The organism is Candidatus Krumholzibacteriia bacterium (genome assembly GCA_030748535.1).
GTDB lineage: Bacteria > Krumholzibacteriota > Krumholzibacteriia > JACNKJ01 > JACNKJ01 > JASMLU01.
Map to the genome: position 1 here is coordinate 70,795 of JASMLU010000005.1, position 16,434 is coordinate 87,228.

At 56.9% G+C, this 16,434-nt stretch carries 32 protein-coding genes; all 32 read right to left on the bottom strand.

What is annotated here, in order from left to right; all coding sequences use genetic code 11:
- Window positions 1-31 precede the first annotated feature (31 nt).
- Complete coding sequence (locus QGH30_06815; protein ID MDP7022044.1) at window positions 32-1,276, bottom strand: SO_0444 family Cu/Zn efflux transporter; 1,245 nt, start codon at window positions 1,274-1,276, stop codon at window positions 32-34.
- Between the two features lie 118 nt (window positions 1,277-1,394).
- Window positions 1,395-1,868 carry a 50S ribosomal protein L17 gene (gene rplQ / locus QGH30_06820; protein ID MDP7022045.1) on the bottom strand — a complete coding sequence of 158 codons (474 nt, stop codon included), beginning with the start codon at window positions 1,866-1,868 and terminating at the stop codon, window positions 1,395-1,397.
- 27 nt (window positions 1,869-1,895) lie between these two features.
- Window positions 1,896-2,921 (bottom strand): DNA-directed RNA polymerase subunit alpha, encoded by a 1,026-nt coding sequence (locus QGH30_06825; GenBank protein ID MDP7022046.1) that lies wholly within the window; start codon window positions 2,919-2,921, stop codon window positions 1,896-1,898.
- A gap of 34 nt (window positions 2,922-2,955) precedes the next feature.
- Window positions 2,956-3,564, bottom strand: a complete 609-nt coding sequence (gene rpsD, locus QGH30_06830) for a 30S ribosomal protein S4 (protein MDP7022047.1) — start codon at window positions 3,562-3,564, stop codon at window positions 2,956-2,958.
- 42 nt (window positions 3,565-3,606) lie between these two features.
- A complete protein-coding gene (gene rpsK, locus QGH30_06835; GenBank protein MDP7022048.1) occupies window positions 3,607-3,990 on the bottom strand; it encodes a 30S ribosomal protein S11 in 384 nt (127 codons plus the stop codon).
- Between the two features lie 66 nt (window positions 3,991-4,056).
- Entirely contained in the window at window positions 4,057-4,428 is a 372-nt protein-coding gene (rpsM, locus tag QGH30_06840) for a 30S ribosomal protein S13 (protein MDP7022049.1), read from the bottom strand.
- A gap of 12 nt (window positions 4,429-4,440) precedes the next feature.
- Window positions 4,441-4,557 (bottom strand): 50S ribosomal protein L36, encoded by a 117-nt coding sequence (rpmJ, locus tag QGH30_06845; GenBank protein MDP7022050.1) that lies wholly within the window; start codon window positions 4,555-4,557, stop codon window positions 4,441-4,443.
- Window positions 4,558-4,591: 34 nt separating this feature from the next.
- Complete coding sequence (gene infA / locus QGH30_06850) at window positions 4,592-4,810, bottom strand: translation initiation factor IF-1 (GenBank protein MDP7022051.1); 219 nt, start codon at window positions 4,808-4,810, stop codon at window positions 4,592-4,594.
- Between the two features lie 17 nt (window positions 4,811-4,827).
- Window positions 4,828-5,577, bottom strand: a complete 750-nt coding sequence (gene map, locus QGH30_06855) for a type I methionyl aminopeptidase (GenBank protein MDP7022052.1) — start codon at window positions 5,575-5,577, stop codon at window positions 4,828-4,830.
- 1 nt (window position 5,578) lies between these two features.
- Window positions 5,579-6,256, bottom strand: coding sequence for an adenylate kinase (locus QGH30_06860; GenBank protein ID MDP7022053.1), 678 nt, complete (start codon window positions 6,254-6,256; stop codon window positions 5,579-5,581).
- A 1-nt stretch (window position 6,257) separates the two neighbouring features.
- Window positions 6,258-7,556 carry a preprotein translocase subunit SecY gene (secY, locus tag QGH30_06865; GenBank protein ID MDP7022054.1) on the bottom strand — a complete coding sequence of 433 codons (1,299 nt, stop codon included), beginning with the start codon at window positions 7,554-7,556 and terminating at the stop codon, window positions 6,258-6,260.
- 13 nt (window positions 7,557-7,569) lie between these two features.
- Entirely contained in the window at window positions 7,570-8,019 is a 450-nt protein-coding gene (rplO, locus tag QGH30_06870) for a 50S ribosomal protein L15 (protein MDP7022055.1), read from the bottom strand.
- A gap of 4 nt (window positions 8,020-8,023) precedes the next feature.
- Complete coding sequence (rpmD, locus tag QGH30_06875) at window positions 8,024-8,212, bottom strand: 50S ribosomal protein L30 (protein MDP7022056.1); 189 nt, start codon at window positions 8,210-8,212, stop codon at window positions 8,024-8,026.
- On the bottom strand, window positions 8,212-8,847 hold the full coding sequence (gene rpsE, locus QGH30_06880) for a 30S ribosomal protein S5 (protein MDP7022057.1): 636 nt from the start codon (window positions 8,845-8,847) through the stop codon (window positions 8,212-8,214). The genes rpmD and rpsE overlap by 1 nt, the downstream gene beginning before the upstream one ends.
- 17 nt (window positions 8,848-8,864) lie before the next feature.
- On the bottom strand, window positions 8,865-9,236 hold the full coding sequence (gene rplR / locus QGH30_06885; GenBank protein ID MDP7022058.1) for a 50S ribosomal protein L18: 372 nt from the start codon (window positions 9,234-9,236) through the stop codon (window positions 8,865-8,867).
- A 9-nt stretch (window positions 9,237-9,245) separates the two neighbouring features.
- Window positions 9,246-9,791, bottom strand: a complete 546-nt coding sequence (gene rplF / locus QGH30_06890) for a 50S ribosomal protein L6 (protein ID MDP7022059.1) — start codon at window positions 9,789-9,791, stop codon at window positions 9,246-9,248.
- 8 nt (window positions 9,792-9,799) lie between these two features.
- The gene (rpsH, locus tag QGH30_06895; protein ID MDP7022060.1) at window positions 9,800-10,198 is read right to left on the bottom strand and encodes a 30S ribosomal protein S8; all 399 of its coding nucleotides are present in this window, start codon (window positions 10,196-10,198) and stop codon (window positions 9,800-9,802) included.
- A gap of 42 nt (window positions 10,199-10,240) precedes the next feature.
- Complete coding sequence (locus QGH30_06900) at window positions 10,241-10,426, bottom strand: type Z 30S ribosomal protein S14 (GenBank protein MDP7022061.1); 186 nt, start codon at window positions 10,424-10,426, stop codon at window positions 10,241-10,243.
- Between the two features lie 19 nt (window positions 10,427-10,445).
- On the bottom strand, window positions 10,446-10,988 hold the full coding sequence (gene rplE / locus QGH30_06905; protein MDP7022062.1) for a 50S ribosomal protein L5: 543 nt from the start codon (window positions 10,986-10,988) through the stop codon (window positions 10,446-10,448).
- A 10-nt stretch (window positions 10,989-10,998) separates the two neighbouring features.
- Window positions 10,999-11,232, bottom strand: coding sequence for a 50S ribosomal protein L24 (locus QGH30_06910; GenBank protein MDP7022063.1), 234 nt, complete (start codon window positions 11,230-11,232; stop codon window positions 10,999-11,001).
- A gap of 10 nt (window positions 11,233-11,242) precedes the next feature.
- Complete coding sequence (rplN, locus tag QGH30_06915; GenBank protein ID MDP7022064.1) at window positions 11,243-11,611, bottom strand: 50S ribosomal protein L14; 369 nt, start codon at window positions 11,609-11,611, stop codon at window positions 11,243-11,245.
- 17 nt (window positions 11,612-11,628) lie between these two features.
- Window positions 11,629-11,883 (bottom strand): 30S ribosomal protein S17, encoded by a 255-nt coding sequence (rpsQ, locus tag QGH30_06920; GenBank protein ID MDP7022065.1) that lies wholly within the window; start codon window positions 11,881-11,883, stop codon window positions 11,629-11,631.
- 31 nt (window positions 11,884-11,914) lie between these two features.
- The gene (rpmC, locus tag QGH30_06925) at window positions 11,915-12,112 is read right to left on the bottom strand and encodes a 50S ribosomal protein L29 (protein MDP7022066.1); all 198 of its coding nucleotides are present in this window, start codon (window positions 12,110-12,112) and stop codon (window positions 11,915-11,917) included.
- Window positions 12,113-12,123: 11 nt separating this feature from the next.
- On the bottom strand, window positions 12,124-12,528 hold the full coding sequence (rplP, locus tag QGH30_06930) for a 50S ribosomal protein L16 (GenBank protein ID MDP7022067.1): 405 nt from the start codon (window positions 12,526-12,528) through the stop codon (window positions 12,124-12,126).
- 3 nt (window positions 12,529-12,531) lie between these two features.
- Window positions 12,532-13,203, bottom strand: a complete 672-nt coding sequence (rpsC, locus tag QGH30_06935) for a 30S ribosomal protein S3 (GenBank protein MDP7022068.1) — start codon at window positions 13,201-13,203, stop codon at window positions 12,532-12,534.
- A 15-nt stretch (window positions 13,204-13,218) separates the two neighbouring features.
- Complete coding sequence (gene rplV / locus QGH30_06940) at window positions 13,219-13,557, bottom strand: 50S ribosomal protein L22 (protein ID MDP7022069.1); 339 nt, start codon at window positions 13,555-13,557, stop codon at window positions 13,219-13,221.
- A 41-nt stretch (window positions 13,558-13,598) separates the two neighbouring features.
- Entirely contained in the window at window positions 13,599-13,865 is a 267-nt protein-coding gene (rpsS, locus tag QGH30_06945; protein ID MDP7022070.1) for a 30S ribosomal protein S19, read from the bottom strand.
- A gap of 15 nt (window positions 13,866-13,880) precedes the next feature.
- Window positions 13,881-14,711, bottom strand: a complete 831-nt coding sequence (gene rplB / locus QGH30_06950; GenBank protein ID MDP7022071.1) for a 50S ribosomal protein L2 — start codon at window positions 14,709-14,711, stop codon at window positions 13,881-13,883.
- 20 nt (window positions 14,712-14,731) lie between these two features.
- Window positions 14,732-15,019 (bottom strand): 50S ribosomal protein L23, encoded by a 288-nt coding sequence (gene rplW, locus QGH30_06955; GenBank protein MDP7022072.1) that lies wholly within the window; start codon window positions 15,017-15,019, stop codon window positions 14,732-14,734.
- On the bottom strand, window positions 15,016-15,645 hold the full coding sequence (gene rplD / locus QGH30_06960; GenBank protein MDP7022073.1) for a 50S ribosomal protein L4: 630 nt from the start codon (window positions 15,643-15,645) through the stop codon (window positions 15,016-15,018). The genes rplW and rplD overlap by 4 nt, the downstream gene beginning before the upstream one ends.
- Before the next feature lie 27 nt (window positions 15,646-15,672).
- Complete coding sequence (rpsJ, locus tag QGH30_06965) at window positions 15,673-15,984, bottom strand: 30S ribosomal protein S10 (GenBank protein ID MDP7022074.1); 312 nt, start codon at window positions 15,982-15,984, stop codon at window positions 15,673-15,675.
- Between the two features lie 86 nt (window positions 15,985-16,070).
- Window positions 16,071-16,434, bottom strand: a 364-nt coding sequence (gene tuf / locus QGH30_06970; GenBank protein MDP7022075.1) for an elongation factor Tu, incomplete at its 5' end; no start/stop codon positions are given.

Genomic DNA, 16,434 nt, shown 5'->3' on the forward strand with positions numbered 1-16,434 from the left:
TTCTGAAGGCCGGGGCTTCGGCCCCGGTTTTCTAACGACTCGCCTGAAAGCCGAGAGCCTCCACGGCAGAAATCAGGGGAGCAAAGTCCTTCACCGGTCCCCGGATCCTGGCAAGACCTTCCTCAAGGCTCACCTCTGCGCTCTCCACTCCCACGCACTCCTGCAGAGCCCGAGTGACGGACTCCACACAGTGCCCGCAGTTCATCCCTTTCACCTTCAGGATCTGGAAATCATCACGAGTTAAATCACTTTCAGAGGTCCTGCGTCGCGGAAGCAGGGCGACCAGCAGCAGAGCGACAAGCAACAAGGCGCCAAGGAGAGACGCCCAGTGAGGGAGCATCGAGTGATGCGCCATTTCCGGCTTCCAGTTACCCAGAATCCAGTCACGGGAAAAAAGGAAGTCGAGGGTAAAACCGCTGAGAAGTGCCAGAGTCGCAACGGTCGCCAAATAAATCAGCGCAGAACTTCGACCCAGAATCTTCCAGATGGTGGTGATCGCCGCAGAATTGGTTGCGGGGCCCGTGATCAGGAATACCAGAGCTGCGCCCGGTGACATTCCCAGATGCATCATGGCCAGAGCCAGTGGAATCGACCCGGTAGCACAGACATAGATCGGGATTCCCACGAGCATCATGACGATCAGTGCCAAAGGTCCTGAGCCCAGGGAAGCTCCAAAGAAGTCCTCGGGGAGAAGCGCGGAAATCACGGCCGCAATCAGCAGGCCGAGAATCAGGGCACGGGCGATGTCGCGGGGAAGAGTGAGAAAGCCGTAACGAAGGGCACGACTGAGGGTGCTTCCCTCTACAGGCGTGGAACCGCAGCCGTCACTGCAAGCCTCCACCTCCGTCGTTTCGACACTCTCACCCCGGTCCCTCGCAGCAATCAGGCCTCCCCCGACCACCCCGGTCACCAGGGCAGCCAGTGGGCGAAAGACCGCAAAGACCGGCCCGAGAAGACTCCAGGTTGCCAGAATACTGTCCACCCCGGTCTGGGGCGTGGAGAGCAGAAAAGATGCGGTGGCACCCTTGCTTGCTCCATGCTGGCGAAGGGAGGCTCCTACCGGAATCACTCCGCAGGAACACAGGGGCAGAGGAATCCCGAAGAGGGAGGCCTTCCAGATTGGTCCCATCCCGGGTTTTCCAAGGTGTCTTTCAATCTGCTCTGAGGAAATCCACACCGAAAGGAAGCCGGCGACAAGAAATCCGAAGAGAAGGTAGATCGACATCTCTTCCAGCAGAAACCAGAACTCGCGAAGCACATCCAGCAGAATCTCCATGAAAACCTCCATGGTGCAAGGTAGATTTCAGAAGACGGGATTGCCAGAGAAAAGGAGGGCTCAAGGGCGAGTGCCAGACAAAAAAAAGCTCCCCCAAAGGGGAGCGGAAAGAAACAGACTAGTCTTCTTCAGTCTCCGGGGGAGTTTCCTCGGCAGGTGCCAGAGCTTCCTCCGCCACCGGCTCGGTGTCACGAGCCTTCAGGAGAGTCTTCTCGCGCTTGGGCCGGGGTTTGAAGTCCGGCTCCACCAGTTCCAGGATCGCCGTCATGGCATCATCGCCACGGCGTTTTCCCAGCTTCATGATACGGGTGTAACCCCCGGGACGATCCGCATAACGTGGACCGATTTCAGCAAAGAGCTTTTGCAGCACCTTCGGGTCGTTCACAAAGCGTGCAGCCTGCCGCCTTGAGTTCAGATCCCCCCGCTTGGCGAAAGTGATCATCTTCTCGGCATACCGGCGTGCTTCCCGGGCCTTTGTGGCCGTAGTGGTGATTCTCTCTTCGCTGAAGAGGCTCGTTACCATGTTCCTGAGCAGTGCCCGACGGGAATCGGCGGGACGGTTCAGGCGATTTCCTCTATGACGATGTCGCATGACTTCTCTCTTCCAGTCTCTTGAACTCTAGGTCAGGGTCAGGTCCTTCTCCAGCTGATCCTTCAGGCTGCCGGTTTCACCGCCGCCGAGAAGAACGTCCAGATCCATTCCCCAGTGAAGGCCCATGCCTTCGAGGATTTCCGTGATTTCTCTCAGGCTCTTGCGGCCGAAATTGCGATACTGGAGCATCTCCTGCTCCGTCTTGACAACCAGTTCCTCAATCGTGCGAATGTTCGCAGCCTTCAGGCAGTTTCCACTCCTGACACTGAGTTCCAGTTCGTCGACGCCACGGGCCAGAGTCTCCTTGATACGCTCCAACTCCTCATCCACCTCTTCCTCAACCTCGTCAAGAGGCTCTTCATCGAAGTTGATAAAGAGATAAAGGTGATCCTTGATAATCTTCGAAGAGAAGCCAAGGGCCTCTTCCGGGCGCAGCGCACCATTGGTCGTGATTTCCATGATCAGGCGATCATAGTCGGTTCGCTGGCCAACGCGGGTGTCTTCCACCTTGAAGTTCACCTTGCGAACGGGGCAGAAGATCGAGTCGACGGGAACCACTCCCAAGGAGGAGTCCGTGAGATCGTGGTTTTCCGCAAGAACGAAGCCCCGCCCGTCTCCGATCAGAATCTCCGCCTTCAGGCTCGCGCCTTTATTCAGGTGGCAGAGAACAAGATCCGGGTTGACGATGTCCACCGTTGGATCCTGAGTAATGTCAGCCGCCGTCACAGGGCCGGCCTTGTTGATGTCCAGGTAAAGCTTGTGCCAGGTGTCCGTATTGAGACGAACCACCAGTTGCTTCAGGTTCACCACAATGTCCGTCACGTCTTCAAGAACACCGGGGATGTTCGTGAACTCGTGAAGAGCATTTTCGAACTTGACTGCAACCACTGCCGCGCCCTGCAGGCTGCTGAGCAGGGTTCTGCGTAGTGAGATCCCGAGAGTCTGTCCGAATCCACGCTCCAGCGGTTCAATGGTGAACCGGGTGAAATTCGGAGATTCCTCTTCCTTCTGGATCTCGATGTTCTTCGGCATCAGAACGTTCTTCCACTTCATTCTGAATTCCCTTCGTAAAGACTCGTTTAAAATCCTACTTGGAGTAGAGTTCGACGACCAGTTGCTCCTGGACATTGGTCGGAATGTCCGTGCGCTCCGGCACATTGACAAAGGTGCCTTCAAAGGCGCCCTCATCCAGACTCACGAAAGAAACCCTTCCGCGTCCCGTCGAATTCTTGATTGCCTCAAGAATATGAGCATTCTTGCGGCTCTTCTCGCGCAGAGAGACCACATCTCCGGGCTTACAACGATAGCTCGGAATATCGACGAGCTTGCCGTTGACCAGAAAATGACGATGACCGACCAACTGCCGGGCCATGCGTCGCGTCGGAGCGAATCCCATGCGGTAGACCATGTTGTCCAGGCGAGCTTCGAGCAACTGAAGCAGGTTCGTGCCGGTCACGCCCTTCATGCTCGCAGCCTTCGCAAAATAGTTACGGAAGGGCTTTTCCAGCACACCGTAGAGGTAGCGGAGCTTCTGTTTCTCCGTAAGCTGGATACCGTACTCGGAGACCTTCCTGCGGCGACCCCGCCCGTGCTGTCCCGGCGGATAGGGTCTGCGTTCCAGAGCCTTGTAATCATCGAAGATGCTCTCTCCGAAGCGTCGGCTCAATTTCCATCTCGGACCGTGGTAACGGGCCATCGATCGTCCTCCTCTTGGATTCCTTGCCTCTTGGCGGCTAAATTAGTTCCTGCGCCGCTTCGTGGGGCGGCAACCGTTGTGCGGCATACTGGTCTTGTCCCGGATTCCGGTGACCTCAATCCCGGTCGCGTGAACCGAGCGAATCGCGGCTTCCCTGCCTGGCCCGGGGCCCTTCAGATGAATCTCGCAACTGCGAAGCCCTGCGTTCATCGCTTCGCGAACCACTTTCTCGGCAGCGAGCTGTGCGGCAAAGGGAGTACTCTTGCGACTTCCCTTGAAACCTGCGGTTCCAGAACTGGCCCAGGCCTGCACTTCTCCCTTGCGGTTTGTCACCGTAATGATGGTGTTGTTGAAACTGGACTTGATGTGAACCACGCCCACCGGATCAATCTTCAGTTTTTTGGAAGACCTGTTAGGTCCAGCCATTTCTTCCTCCTCAGAATTTCAAACGGGCAATTGCCCTAAACCCTGCTTCCCCTCAGGAAAACGAAACTACTTCTTTTTGCCGCCCGGGCGAGCCTTGGGGCCCTTGCGCGTGCGTGCATTTGTTTTGGTGCGCTGCCCGCGCGCCGGAAGTCCCTTGCGGTGCCGAAGGCCACGATAGCAACCGATGTCCATCAGTCGCTTGATGCTCATGGAGTTCTCGGTCCGAAGAGTTCCCTCCGTCTTGTATTCGGGCTTGTTGATCTCATCGCGGAGCAGGGCATTCTGTTCCTCGGTCAGATCCTTCACCCGGATGCTCTCGTCGATTCCCGTCGCCGACAGAATCGACTCACTGGTCGAGCGTCCAACCCCGAAAATGTAGGTCAGGGCAACCACGATCCGTTTCTGAGCGGGCAGGTCTACACCTTGAATTCGAGCCAACTTATTCCTCCATCAACCTTGGCGTTGCTTGTGCCGCGGATTTTTCTTGCAGATGATACGCACAATCCCCTTGCGGCGAATCACCTTGCAGCTGTCACAAATCGGTTTCACTGAGGCACGTACTTTCATCATTTACCCCGTTGTTCACCGGAGATCCGGTGCTCTACTTGTAACGGTAGACAATTCTCCCACGAGTCAGGTCATAGGGCGAAAGCTCGACCGTGACCTTGTCACCGGGAAGAATACGAATCAGGTGCATCCGCATCTTGCCAGCCACGTGGGCAAGGACCGTATGGTTGTTCTCAAGCTCTACACGAAACATCGCATTGCTCAAGGCTTCCAGCACGGTTCCCTCTACCGAAATTGCTCCCTGTTTTACCATTGTCCTCCCGCCCTGGACTAATCCAGAAGCGTCAGTATTTTCGGGCCCTTCTCTGTGATGGCAACTGTGTGCTCCTCATGAGCAGAGAACTTCCCGTCAGCAGTTACCACCGTCCACTCGTCCTTCAGGGTGCGAACCCGGTCGGTCCCGGCATTGACCATCGGTTCAATGGCAAAGACCATCCCGGCTTCCAGAACCGGGCCGCGACCCGGAGGCCCGAAGTTCGGAATCTGGGGGTCCTCATGAAGGTTCTCCCCGATCCCGTGCCCCACCAGTTCTCTAACCACGGAAAAGCCATGAGCTTCCACGGTGATCTGAACTGCGTGAGAGATGTCTCCCACTCGCCGACCCGGATGGCACTGTTCAAGGCCTTTCTCCAGACTTCGGCGGGTCACTTCGACCAAACGGCGATTCTCCGGGCTTACGTCCCCCAGGAGAAAGGTCCGGGCTGAATCGGCCATGAATCCGTCCAGTTCAACCCCGACATCGATACTTACCAGATCCCCGTCCCGGAGCTTGCGATCGTCGGGGATCCCATGCACCACCGCCTCATTGACGGAGATGCAACTGTTCGCGGGAAAACCCATGTAACCCTTGAAGGCCGGGCGCGCGCCCGCGGCTTCAATCACTCCGCGAATCAGTTCATCCAACTCCCTGGTCCGGACACCAGCCGCCATGGCCTCGCCTGCGGCATTCAGGGAGCGCCGCAGGACTGTTCCCGCAACGTTCATCTTTTCGATCTGCTCTGGCGTCTTGCGTATTATCACATCAAGACTGCGCTGCGAAACGATCCCGAAGAATCGACAGGATGGCATCGCTCACCAGGTCCGCAGGCTGGGAACCATCGATTTCCACCACCTTGTCCCTGTCCCGGAAGTAATCGATAACGGGCGCCGTCTCGGCTTCAAAAACCTCCAGGCGCTGCCGAACCGTCTCAGGGCGGTCATCATCCCGCAGGTAGAAGGTGCCTTCACAAACCGGACAACTTCCTTCCTCCGACACTTCCTCACCCTCAGAGACCAGATCTCCGCCGCAAAAGATCTTCCCGCAGTCCCTGCAGGTTCTTCTTTCCGACAATCTCTGAATCACTTCTTCGGGACGAACCTGTATCAGGATTCCGAGATCCATGGCCAGTCCGGCCTCCTCAAGAATCCCGTCAAGTCCCTCCGCCTGGGCGAGAGTTCTCGGAAAACCATCCAGGATCCATCCGCCCTGACAGTCTTCCTTCATCAGCCTCTGGCGCATCATCTGCAGGATGATCTCATCGCTCAGAAGCTTTCCCGCCTCCATTACTTTCCTGGCAGCAAGCCCCAACTCGGAGCCTTCATCAATTTCCGAACGGAGGATGTCCCCGGTCGAAATATGGGCCAACTCGAGGCGATCCCTGACGAGTTGAGCCTGTGTTCCTTTTCCTGAACCCGGCGCTCCAAGAAAAACCAGATTCATTCTATCTCCTGCTCCTCAGCTTGCCCTTCTTCATGAATCCATCGTAGTGGCGCATGAAGAGGTGGCTTTCCACCTGCTGGAGAGTGTCAAGCATCACACCCACGACAATCAGCAGTCCCGTGCCACCAAAGTAGAAAGGCACCTTGAACTTGCTGATCATGATGTCCGGCAGGACGGCGATGAAGGCCAAAAAGATCGCGCCGGGAAGGGTAATGCGACTCAGGGAGCGGTCGATAAAGGCCGCCGTGTTCTTTCCGGGACGAATCCCGGGGATAAAGCCGCCGAACTTCTTCATGTTTTCCGCCATGTCAACCGGGTTGAGAACAATGGCCGTGTAGAAGTAGGCGAAGAAGATAATGATCAACGAGTAGATGATGACATAGATTGGTGTCCCCGGCGAGAGGGCTCGAGTAATCGTGTCCATGAACACATTCCCCGGAACCATGCTGGAAATCGTTGCGGGGAACATGACAAAGGCCTGGGCGAAGATGATAGGAATCACGCCGGCCGTGTTCACGCGAAGAGGAATGTGGGTGTTCTGCCCACCGTAGACTTTTCTTCCCACCACCCGCTTGGGGTACTGCACCGGAATCCGGCGCTGGCCCTGGGTGATCAGAATGATCGAGGCAATAATCCCCACCATTACAATCACAAGGACGATGCCACCCATGTAGCTCATCTGCTTGGTCTGAAGAGCCTTGATCGTGTTGAGCAGGTCCGCCGGATAACGGGCGATAATCCCGATCGTAATGATCAGACTGATCCCGTTTCCGATTCCCTGTTCGGTAATCTGCTCTCCCAGCCACATGACAAAGATGGTGCCCGTTGTCAGGGTCAGGATCGTCACCAGGATAAAGGGGATTCCCGGGCTGCTGACAACCTGGGGGCCCATGGACTGAAGGAAGAAAGCCACACCAATCGACTGCATGGACGCTAGCAAGACCGTCCCATAGCGAGTGATCTGGTTGATCTTCTTTCTTCCCTCATCGCCTTCCTTGGCCAGTTTCTCGAAGTAGGGAACCACCGCCTGCAAGAGCTGCATGATGATCGACGCAGAGATGTAGGGCATGATCCCCAGCGCAAAGATCGTGGCCTTGGAGAGGTTTCCACCGGCAAAGAGATCATAGAGCTGCAGGATTCCTCCACCCTGGCCCTGGAAGAACTCCAGGATCGCAAGACGGTTCACGCCCGGAATGGTCACGTGACCACCGAGGCGATAGACCACCAACATCATGGCGGTAAACCCGATCCTCGTACGGAGGTCGGGAATCTTGAACATGCTCTGAAGGTTCTTGATCAAGCGATCTCCTCCTCTAACCCTCGACCGTCGTAACGGATCCGCCCGCCGATTCAATCAGCTCCCGGGCCTTGGCACTGCATTTATCCACATGAATCTGGAAAGAGCGCTCGACAGTACCCTCCCCAAGAAGTTTCACGGGCTGGTTTCGCTTGCTGACCATTCCATTTGCGAAAAGGACATCGGGATTCACTTCCGTGATGTCCTCGGAAAGCCTTGCCAGCTGGCTGACATTGACAATCTGGAATTCCACGCGGAAAATGTTCGTGAACCCGCGCTTCGGCACTCGTCGCTGGATCGGCATCTGCCCACCCTCGAACCAGGCGCGCTTCTTGGAACCGGAGCGAGACCCGTAGCCCCCGTGCCCGCGGCCAGAAGTCTTGCCCGTTCCGCTCGCACGACCACGCCCAAGACGCTTGGTCGAATGAGTCGCTCCGGGAGCCGGCTTCAATTCATTGAGCTTCATTTTCCTATTCCTCCACTTCCTCGACCTTCACGATGTGACGAACCTTGAAGGCCATCCCCCGGATCTGGGGCGTGTCATCGTGGATCACGGTGTGATGCATCCGCTTGAGACCGAGAGCCTCGACGGTCCTCTTTGCCTTCACCTTGTAGCCGATCAGGGAACGGACCTGCGTAATCTTCAGCCTGCCCGCCATTACTCGTCCCCTTCCTTGAGGCCATACATCTTGCGGATCGAAATCCCGCGACGCTTGGCAACCTCTTCAGAAGTCTGGAGACTCTGGAGGCCCTTCATGGTTGCACGAACCATGTTGTGGGGATTGTTCGAACCGAGAGACTTCGTCAGAATGTCGGAAATCCCGACTGCCTCCAGGACCGCACGAACCGGCCCACCGGCGATCACTCCGGCACCGGGAGCGGCGGGTTTGAGAAGGACTCGGCCGGCGCCATGGCGTCCCACCACGCGGTAGGCAACTGTTCTTCCCTGGAAGCGGTTGACCTTCACCATATTGCGGCGAGCGGCCTCGGTGCCCTTGCGAATAGCATCGGCAATTTCCCGGGCCTTGCCCAGTCCGGTGCCCACGGTCCCGTTTCCATCTCCAACGGCCATCAGGGCGGTGAACTGGAAGTTCTTACCTCCCTTTTTCACATTGGCGACACGATTGATATAGACCAGCTTCTCGATCAGGTTCGAGCGCTCTTCTTCGGCCTGCTGGCGGTCACGGCGTCCGCGTCCACCTCTGCGGTCGCCTCCAGGGCGATTTCCGCCAGGACGATTTCCACCCGGGCGATTGCCGCCGGGCCGGTTTCCTCTGCCATCTCCTGTGAACAAATCTTCCCCCTGTTGCTCTAGAACTTGAGTCCCGCTTCGCGGGCGGCATCGGCCAGCGCTTTCACGCGGCCATGGAAAAGAAAGCCTCCACGGTCAAAGGCCACTTCGGTGACTCCCCTAGCCATCGCTTTCTCTGCAATGACACGTCCAACTGCACGGGCCTGGGCCACCTTGCGACCCTCGCCCTCTGCTGGAGAAAACTCCAGCTTGAGGCTGTTTGCGCTGGCAAGAGTCGTCCGTGCATCATCATCAATGACCTGTGCATATATGTTGGACAGGCTACGATAGACTGCGAGTCGGGGACGGGCTTCCGTTCCCGACAGATGCTTGCGAATCCTCTTGTGACGCCGTGCCCTTTGAGCTTTGCGGTTACTGGGCTTGATCGCCATGCTTGCTCCCTATTCCTTCGCGGCGGCTTTACCCGCCTTACGGATGATGTGTTCTCCCTTGTAGCGAACACCCTTGCCCTTGTAGGGCTCCGGAGGGCGCCAGCCCCGGATGTTCGCGGCCATCTGGCCGACCTTTTCCTTGTCGTAGCCAGAGACCTTGATCTGCGTGGGTGCGGAAACCTCAAAAGTGATTCCCTCAAAAGGCTCCACGATCACAGGATGCGAGAAGCCGAGTGCCAACTGAAGGTTCTTGCCCTTCAATTCGGCGCGGTAGCCCACGCCCTCGATTTCCAGCTCCTTGGAGAAGCCAGTGGAAACACCCTCCACCATATTGGCCACCAGCGCACGCGCCAGACCGTGCTGACTCTTGTGCAGCTTGCTGTCCGAGGGGCGAGCCACGGTAATCTCGGTCTCGCCGACGGTCAGGGCCATTTCGGGATTGATCTCGCGGGAAAGCTCGCCCTTGGGCCCTTTCACCGTAAGCAGTCCGTCTTCATTGATGTCGATCTGCACGCCCTGGGGCAATGGGATCGGCAATAGTCCTACTCGAGACATTATTCCCCCTACCAAACCTGGCAGAGAAGTTCTCCACCAACACCTTGTTCGCGAGCCTCTGTACCGGTGAGGATTCCCCTGCTGGTCGACAGGACGGTTATTCCATAGCCGCCCATCACCTTGGGAATCTCGTCACGCTTCACATAGACTCTACATCCTGGTTTGCTGACCCGGGAAAGTCCTTCAATCGCGGAATTGTTCTCCATGTCATACTTCAGGTACACACGGAGGAGCCCCTGGCGCATGTCGTCCACGAGTTTGACGTCGTTAACATAGCCCTGGTCTTTCAGAATTCTCACGATCTCGCCTTTAACACGGGAAGCCGGGATCTCGACGCGATTGTGTCGCGCGCGAGAAGCGTTCCGGATTCTTGTCAGCAGATCTGCAATCGGATCGGTCATCGACATTTAATCTACCCCTTGTGTCGATCCAAAAATCATCGGGTCCATTTACCAGCTGGCCTTCACAACTCCGGGGATTTCCCCGCGGAGGGCCAATTCACGGAAGCAAATCCTGCAAATACCGAACTTGCGAATATAGCCGCGGGGCCGACCGCAACGGCGGCACCGGGAATACTCGCGAACCTTGAACTTCGGCTTGCGGCTCTGCTTGGCGATCAGACATTTCTTGGCCACGCAATACCTCTTTCTGCGACTAGTTGCGCCTGAACGGCATGTTCAGGAGACGAAGCAACTCCATCGCTTCCTCGTCAGTCTCGGCCGTCGTTACGATGCTGACATCCATTCCCTGAATCCGACTAATCTTGTCATAGTCGATTTCCGGAAAGATGATCTGCTCCTTGATGCCGAGGTTGTAGTTACCGCGGCCATCGAAGCCCTTTTCCGACACGCCGCGGAAGTCGCGGACACGGGGAAGAGCCACATTGACCAGACGGTCCATGAATTCCCACATCTGATTGCCGCGAAGAGTCACCTTGCTGCCCACATCCATTCCCGCACGAAGCTTGAAGTTCGCAACGGAGATTCGGGCCTTCGTGATCTTCGGCTTCTGACCGGTGATGGTCGCCAGGTCCTTGGTAGCCGCTTCCAGAATCGAACTGTTCCGGCTTCCCTCACCCAGCCCCATGTTCACGACAATCTTCACCACGCGAGGAACCTTCATGGGGTTCCCATAGGAGAACTTGTCCTTCATCGCCGGGAAAACATTCTCTTTGTAAAATCCTCTGAGCCTTGCCATGATTTCCTTCCTATGGCCTCGTGCCCTTTTCGACCAGTTTCACGTTCGAGGCGTGAATTGGCCCCTCTTTCTCGATAATTCCGCCGGGATCCTGCTGGCTCCGGGGCTTCTGATGACGCTTCTGGAGGTTCACGCCCTCCACCGTCACCCGATTGTCCCCGGGGTGAACCTTCAGAACCCTGCCCTTGCGGCCCTTGTTGGCGCCGCTGGTCACTTCAACAATGTCATTCTTGGCGATCTTCACGATTCACCTCTCAAAGTACTTCGGGCGCGAGGGAAACGATCTTCATGAAACGTTTCTCTCGCAGCTCGCGAGCAACGGGACCGAAGATACGCGTACCTACGGGCTCGTTCTGCGGGTTGATAATCACGGCCGCGTTCTGGTCGAAACGAATGTAGGTTCCGTCCTTCCTGCGGACTTCCTTGCGAGTCCTCACAACAACCGCCCGGGCGACCTCGCCCTTCTTCACGGTTCCATTGGGAAGCGCCTGCTTGACTGCAACCGTAACAACGTCACCGAGCGAGGCGTACTTCCTGCGAGTGCCACCAAGGACCTTGATGCACTGGGCCTTTTTCGCACCCGAGTTGTCCGCGATCACAAGCATGCTTTCCTGCTGAATCATCTCAACACCCCTGTTCCCTAATCCGCACGCTTGACGATTTCAGAAACACGCCAGCGCTTGGTCTTGCTTGTGGGACGGGTGGACATCACGCGAACGGTGTCCCCCGCATTGCAGGTATTCTCGGCATCGTGCGCGATCACACGGGTCGTCTGCTTGTAATAGCGCTTGTAGCGCGGATGGGGGATGCGGCGTTCGACCGCAACCACCACAGACTTATCCATCTTGTCGCTCACGACGGTGCCCAGGAGGGTCTTCCGGAGATTCCGGCTCATTTCTTCCATCTTTTCTCCTGTCCTCAATTCACTAGGCCTGTTTCGAGCGTGTTTCGGACACGAGAGTCTTCACTCTTGCGAGGTGACGACGCTTGTGGCGAATCTCGATCGGGTTGTCGAGCTGGTTCAGAGAATGGCGGATCTTCAGTTTGAAGAGTTCCTCCGTCAGTTCCTTTTCCTTGTCCTCCAACTCGTGAAGGTTGAGGTCTCTCAAGTCACTTGCCTTCATGGCCTCTCCTTCTATCGACTCAGAAACTTGACTTTCGCCGGCAGCTTGGCAGCTCCCAGGCGCATGGCTTCCTTGGCCGTCTCTTCATCCACGCCTTCAACCTCAAAGAGGATTCGGCCGGGCTTGACGACAGCAACCCAATACTCGGGATTTCCCTTACCCTTCCCCATGCGGGTTTCCGCGGGCTTGATGGTAATGGGCTTGTCCGGGAAAATCCGGATCCAGAGCTTTCCGCTACGTTTCATGTAGCGGGTAATCGCAACACGCGCCGCCTCAATCTGACGACTCGTGATCCAGCAGGCCTCCTGGCTCTGCATGGCAAAACGTCCGAAGGAGATCGTGGAACCGCGATAGGCGAAACCCCGACGCTTACCCTTCTGAACCTTACGGCGCTTGACTCTCTTTGGCATCAACATGATCTAGAGGGCCTCCTGTACCTGTTTGCCCTGGAGCTTCCTGAATTCCTTGGGGAAGATCTCTCCGTGGTTGATCCAGACCTTCACGCCAACGGTTCCAAAGGTCGTCACAGCAGTGGCCGTGTTGTAGTCGATGTTCGCACGAAGGGTGTGAAGAGGAACCTCTCCCTCATGGTAGTGCTCGGTCCGGGCAATCTCTGCGCCGTTGAGGCGACCGGAACACTGGATCTTGATTCCCTTGGCGCCCATACGGATGGCCGAAGTCAGCGACTTTTTCATGGCTCGCTTGAAGTTGATCCGGTTGACCAACTGATTGGCGATGTGCTCGGCGACCAGGCGGGCATCCATTTCCGGCTTCTTCACTTCCTTGATGTTCAGTTTCACATCTTTGCCGGTAAGGTGCTTGAGCTGATCCCTGAGAAGATCCACTTCCGCACCCTTGCGGCCAATGACCATGCCGGGGCGGGCCGTGTTGATATTCACAATGACCTTGCCCTTTTGGCGCTCGATATCAACACCGGCGATTCCGGCGCGCGCGAGGCGACGCTCAATGAAACGGCGAATCGAGATGTCCTCGTTCAGCCAGTCCGCATATTGCTTGCCCCCGAACCAGCGGGAATTCCAGGTCCTGATGATTCCGAGCCTGAAACCTGTCGGGTGAGTCTTCTGACCCAAAACGGTCCTCCTTAACTAAGAGACTTCCACGTGCAGGTGAGTTGTGCGTTTGCGAATCACATTGGCCCGTCCCAGCGCTCTTTCGCGGAGACGCTTCATCGTGGGCCCCTCATTCGCGTAAATATCAGAAACCACAAGGGAATCCACATCCACAGGATTCTCCTCGTCGGAAAGATGAACAGCGTTGGCTGCAGCAGCCTGAAGCAACTTCCTGACGGGGCGAGCCGCCTTCTTGTTCATGTGCTTCAGCATCTCAATGGCCTCGATGACATTCTGGCCCCTCACCAGGTTGATCACCTGACGGGCCTTCGAGGGAGAGATGCGAACGTATTTTACACAGGCTTTCGCAGCCATGAATCGAACCTCCGGATCCGCGGAACGCGCCGCGCCCTGAACTAGTCTATTTTTCTCCGGTGTCCCCGGAAGGTGCGGGTCGGGGCAAATTCACCCAGCTTGTGACCCACCATGTTTTCCGTGACATAAACGGGGATGAATTTGTTCCCGTTATGAATCGCAACTGTATGCCCCACAAACTCAGGCGAGATCGTACACCGGCGAGACCAGGTCTTAACGACGGTCTTGCTGCCGGAAGTGTTCATGCCCTCGAGCTTCGCAAGAAGCCTCTCATCAATGTAGGGACCCTTTTTGAGGGAACGAGACAATGCCCTTCCTCCTGTTTACTTGCCGTAACGGCGACGAACGATAAACTTGCCCGTCGACCGGTTTCTGCGAGTGCGGAAGCCCTTGGCCGGCTGCCCCCAGGGGGAAACCGGGTGGCGACCGCCCGATGACTTACCTTCTCCACCACCCATGGGGTGATCCACCGGGTTCATGGCAACACCACGAACCTTGGGGCGACGACCAAGCCAGCGGCTGCGTCCGGCCTTACCGGAAACCACATTCTCGTGATCGAGATTGCCAACCTGGCCAAGCGTCGCATAACACTCAATGTGCACCAGACGAACTTCTCCGCTGGGCAGTTTCATGTGAGCATAATTCCCGTCCTTGGCCATCAACTGAGCGTAGGAACCGGCTCCGCGAGCCAACTGCCCGCCCCTGCCGATTTTCAGCTCAATGTTGTGAACCAGAGTTCCCAGGGGAATACTCTTCAAGGGAATTGCATTCCCCGTGCGAATCTCCGCCTCCGGGCCGCTCATCAGCTTGTCGCCGACCTTGATGCCGTGGGGCGCAATAATGTAGCGCTTCTCTCCGTCCGCATACTGCAGGAGGGCGATTCGAGCCGAGCGATTGGGATCGTACTCGACGGTCTTCACCTCAGCCGGAATCCCGGCCTTGTCGCGACGACGAAAGTCAATCCGACGGTACTGGCGCTTGTGTCCGCCCCCACGATGCCTGGCTGTGATCCGACCCTTGTTATTCCGTCCACCGGTGCGCTTGATCGGTTCCATCAGCGACTTTTCCGGCTTGTCCGTCGTGATCTCCGCAAAATCGGAAACCGTCCGGTAGCGTTGGCTCGGAGTCAGCGGTCTGAACTTCTTGATTCCCATTTCCGTTCTCCTCCGCGATCCTAGATCTCGCCCACAAGGTCGATGGTATTGCCCTCGGCCAGAGTGACCACGGCTTTCTTCCAGTCGGGACGCTTTCCACTGAAACGACCCATACGCTTGACCTTTCCACGGACATTCATCGTGCGAACTTCCTCAACCGTAACTCCGAAGAGTGTCTCGACGGCTTTCTTCACCTCCGGCTTTCCAGCCCGGGAATCCACCTCAAAGACATACTTGTTCTCAGCTATCAGCTGGGAGCTCTTCTCGGTCTGGAGGACGCGGCGTACAATCCTGTGAAGATCCTTCACGATCCGAACACCTCCTGAACCTGCTCCAACGCGGAGGAGGTCATGACAACCTTGTCAGCCCAGAGCACCTGATAGGCGTTCAACTCGCGTCCCACGATAAAATCGAGGTTGCGAATGTTCCGGGCGGACTTGCAAACATTGGGTTCATATTCATCGAGAACCAGAAGGACCTTACGATCCTGCAAACCCATGGCCGCCAGAAGCTCCACAAAGCGGGAAGTCTTCGGCTCCTCCATGGCCAGTCCGTCGATGACCAGAATGCTCTCTTCAGAGGCACGGTCGCTCAGGGCAGAGTAGAGAGCCCGGCGACGAGCCTTCACAGGCAACTTGTAACGAAAGTCCCGGGTCTTGGGACCGAAGGCGGTTCCTCCACCACGACGAATCGGACTCTTGACCGACCCTGCACGGGCGCGACCCGTTCCCTTCTGGCGAAAGAGCTTTCTGGTTGAGCCTTCGACCTCGGAACGGTCCTTGGTGTGGGCCGTTCCCGAGCGCTGATTCGCCAGGTAATTGCGAACCGACTCATAGAGCAGGTGCTCGTTGACTTCCTGGCCGAAAATCTCGACCGGGAGATCCACGCTTCCCTTGCTCTTGCCGCTTTCGTCATACAGTGCTGCATTTGCCATATCAAAACCCTCTCACGGGAAGAAGCCCTAAGCCTTGATCTCGATGTCCACGCCGGCCGGAAGGTCCAGCTTGGATAGAGCTTCAAGGGTCTGGGGCGAGGACTTGGTGATTTCGATCAGTCTCTTGTGAGTACGCATCTCAAACTGCTCGCGGCTCTTCTTGTTCACATGAGGAGAGCGAAGCACCGTGTAAAGGCACCTGCGCGTAGGCAGGGGGATGGGTCCCGAGATTTCGGCACCCGTCCGCTTGGCCGTTTCCACGATCTGACGCGCCGAGCTGTCGAGAGTCGCACTCTCGTAGGCCTGGAGCCTGATCTTGATCTTCTGTCCCTTGTACATTCTTTTCTCCTGTCAGTCGGCTACTCCAGCTTCACCCTCGGCAGGGTGCCTGCTCGCCGGTCGACGGTCGCTTACCCGACCGTTTGCTATTCAGAAATCTCGGTAACCACTCCGGCGCCCACCGTGCGGCCACCCTCACGAATCGCGAAACGAAGGTTCTCTTCCATCGCGATCGGAGTGATCAACTCTACCGTCAGTTTCACATTGTCCCCGGGCATGACCATCTCCGTGCCCTCGGGAAGATCCGCCACACCCGTCACATCCGTCGTACGGAAGTAGAACTGGGGACGGTAACCATTAAAGAAAGGAGTGTGACGACCGCCTTCTTCCTTCGTCAGTACATAAACCTCGCAGGTAAACTTCGTGTGAGGGGTCACACTGCCCGGAGCTGCGAGAACCATCCCGCGCTCCAGATCCTTCTTCTCTACGCCGCGAAGAAGAAGACCCACA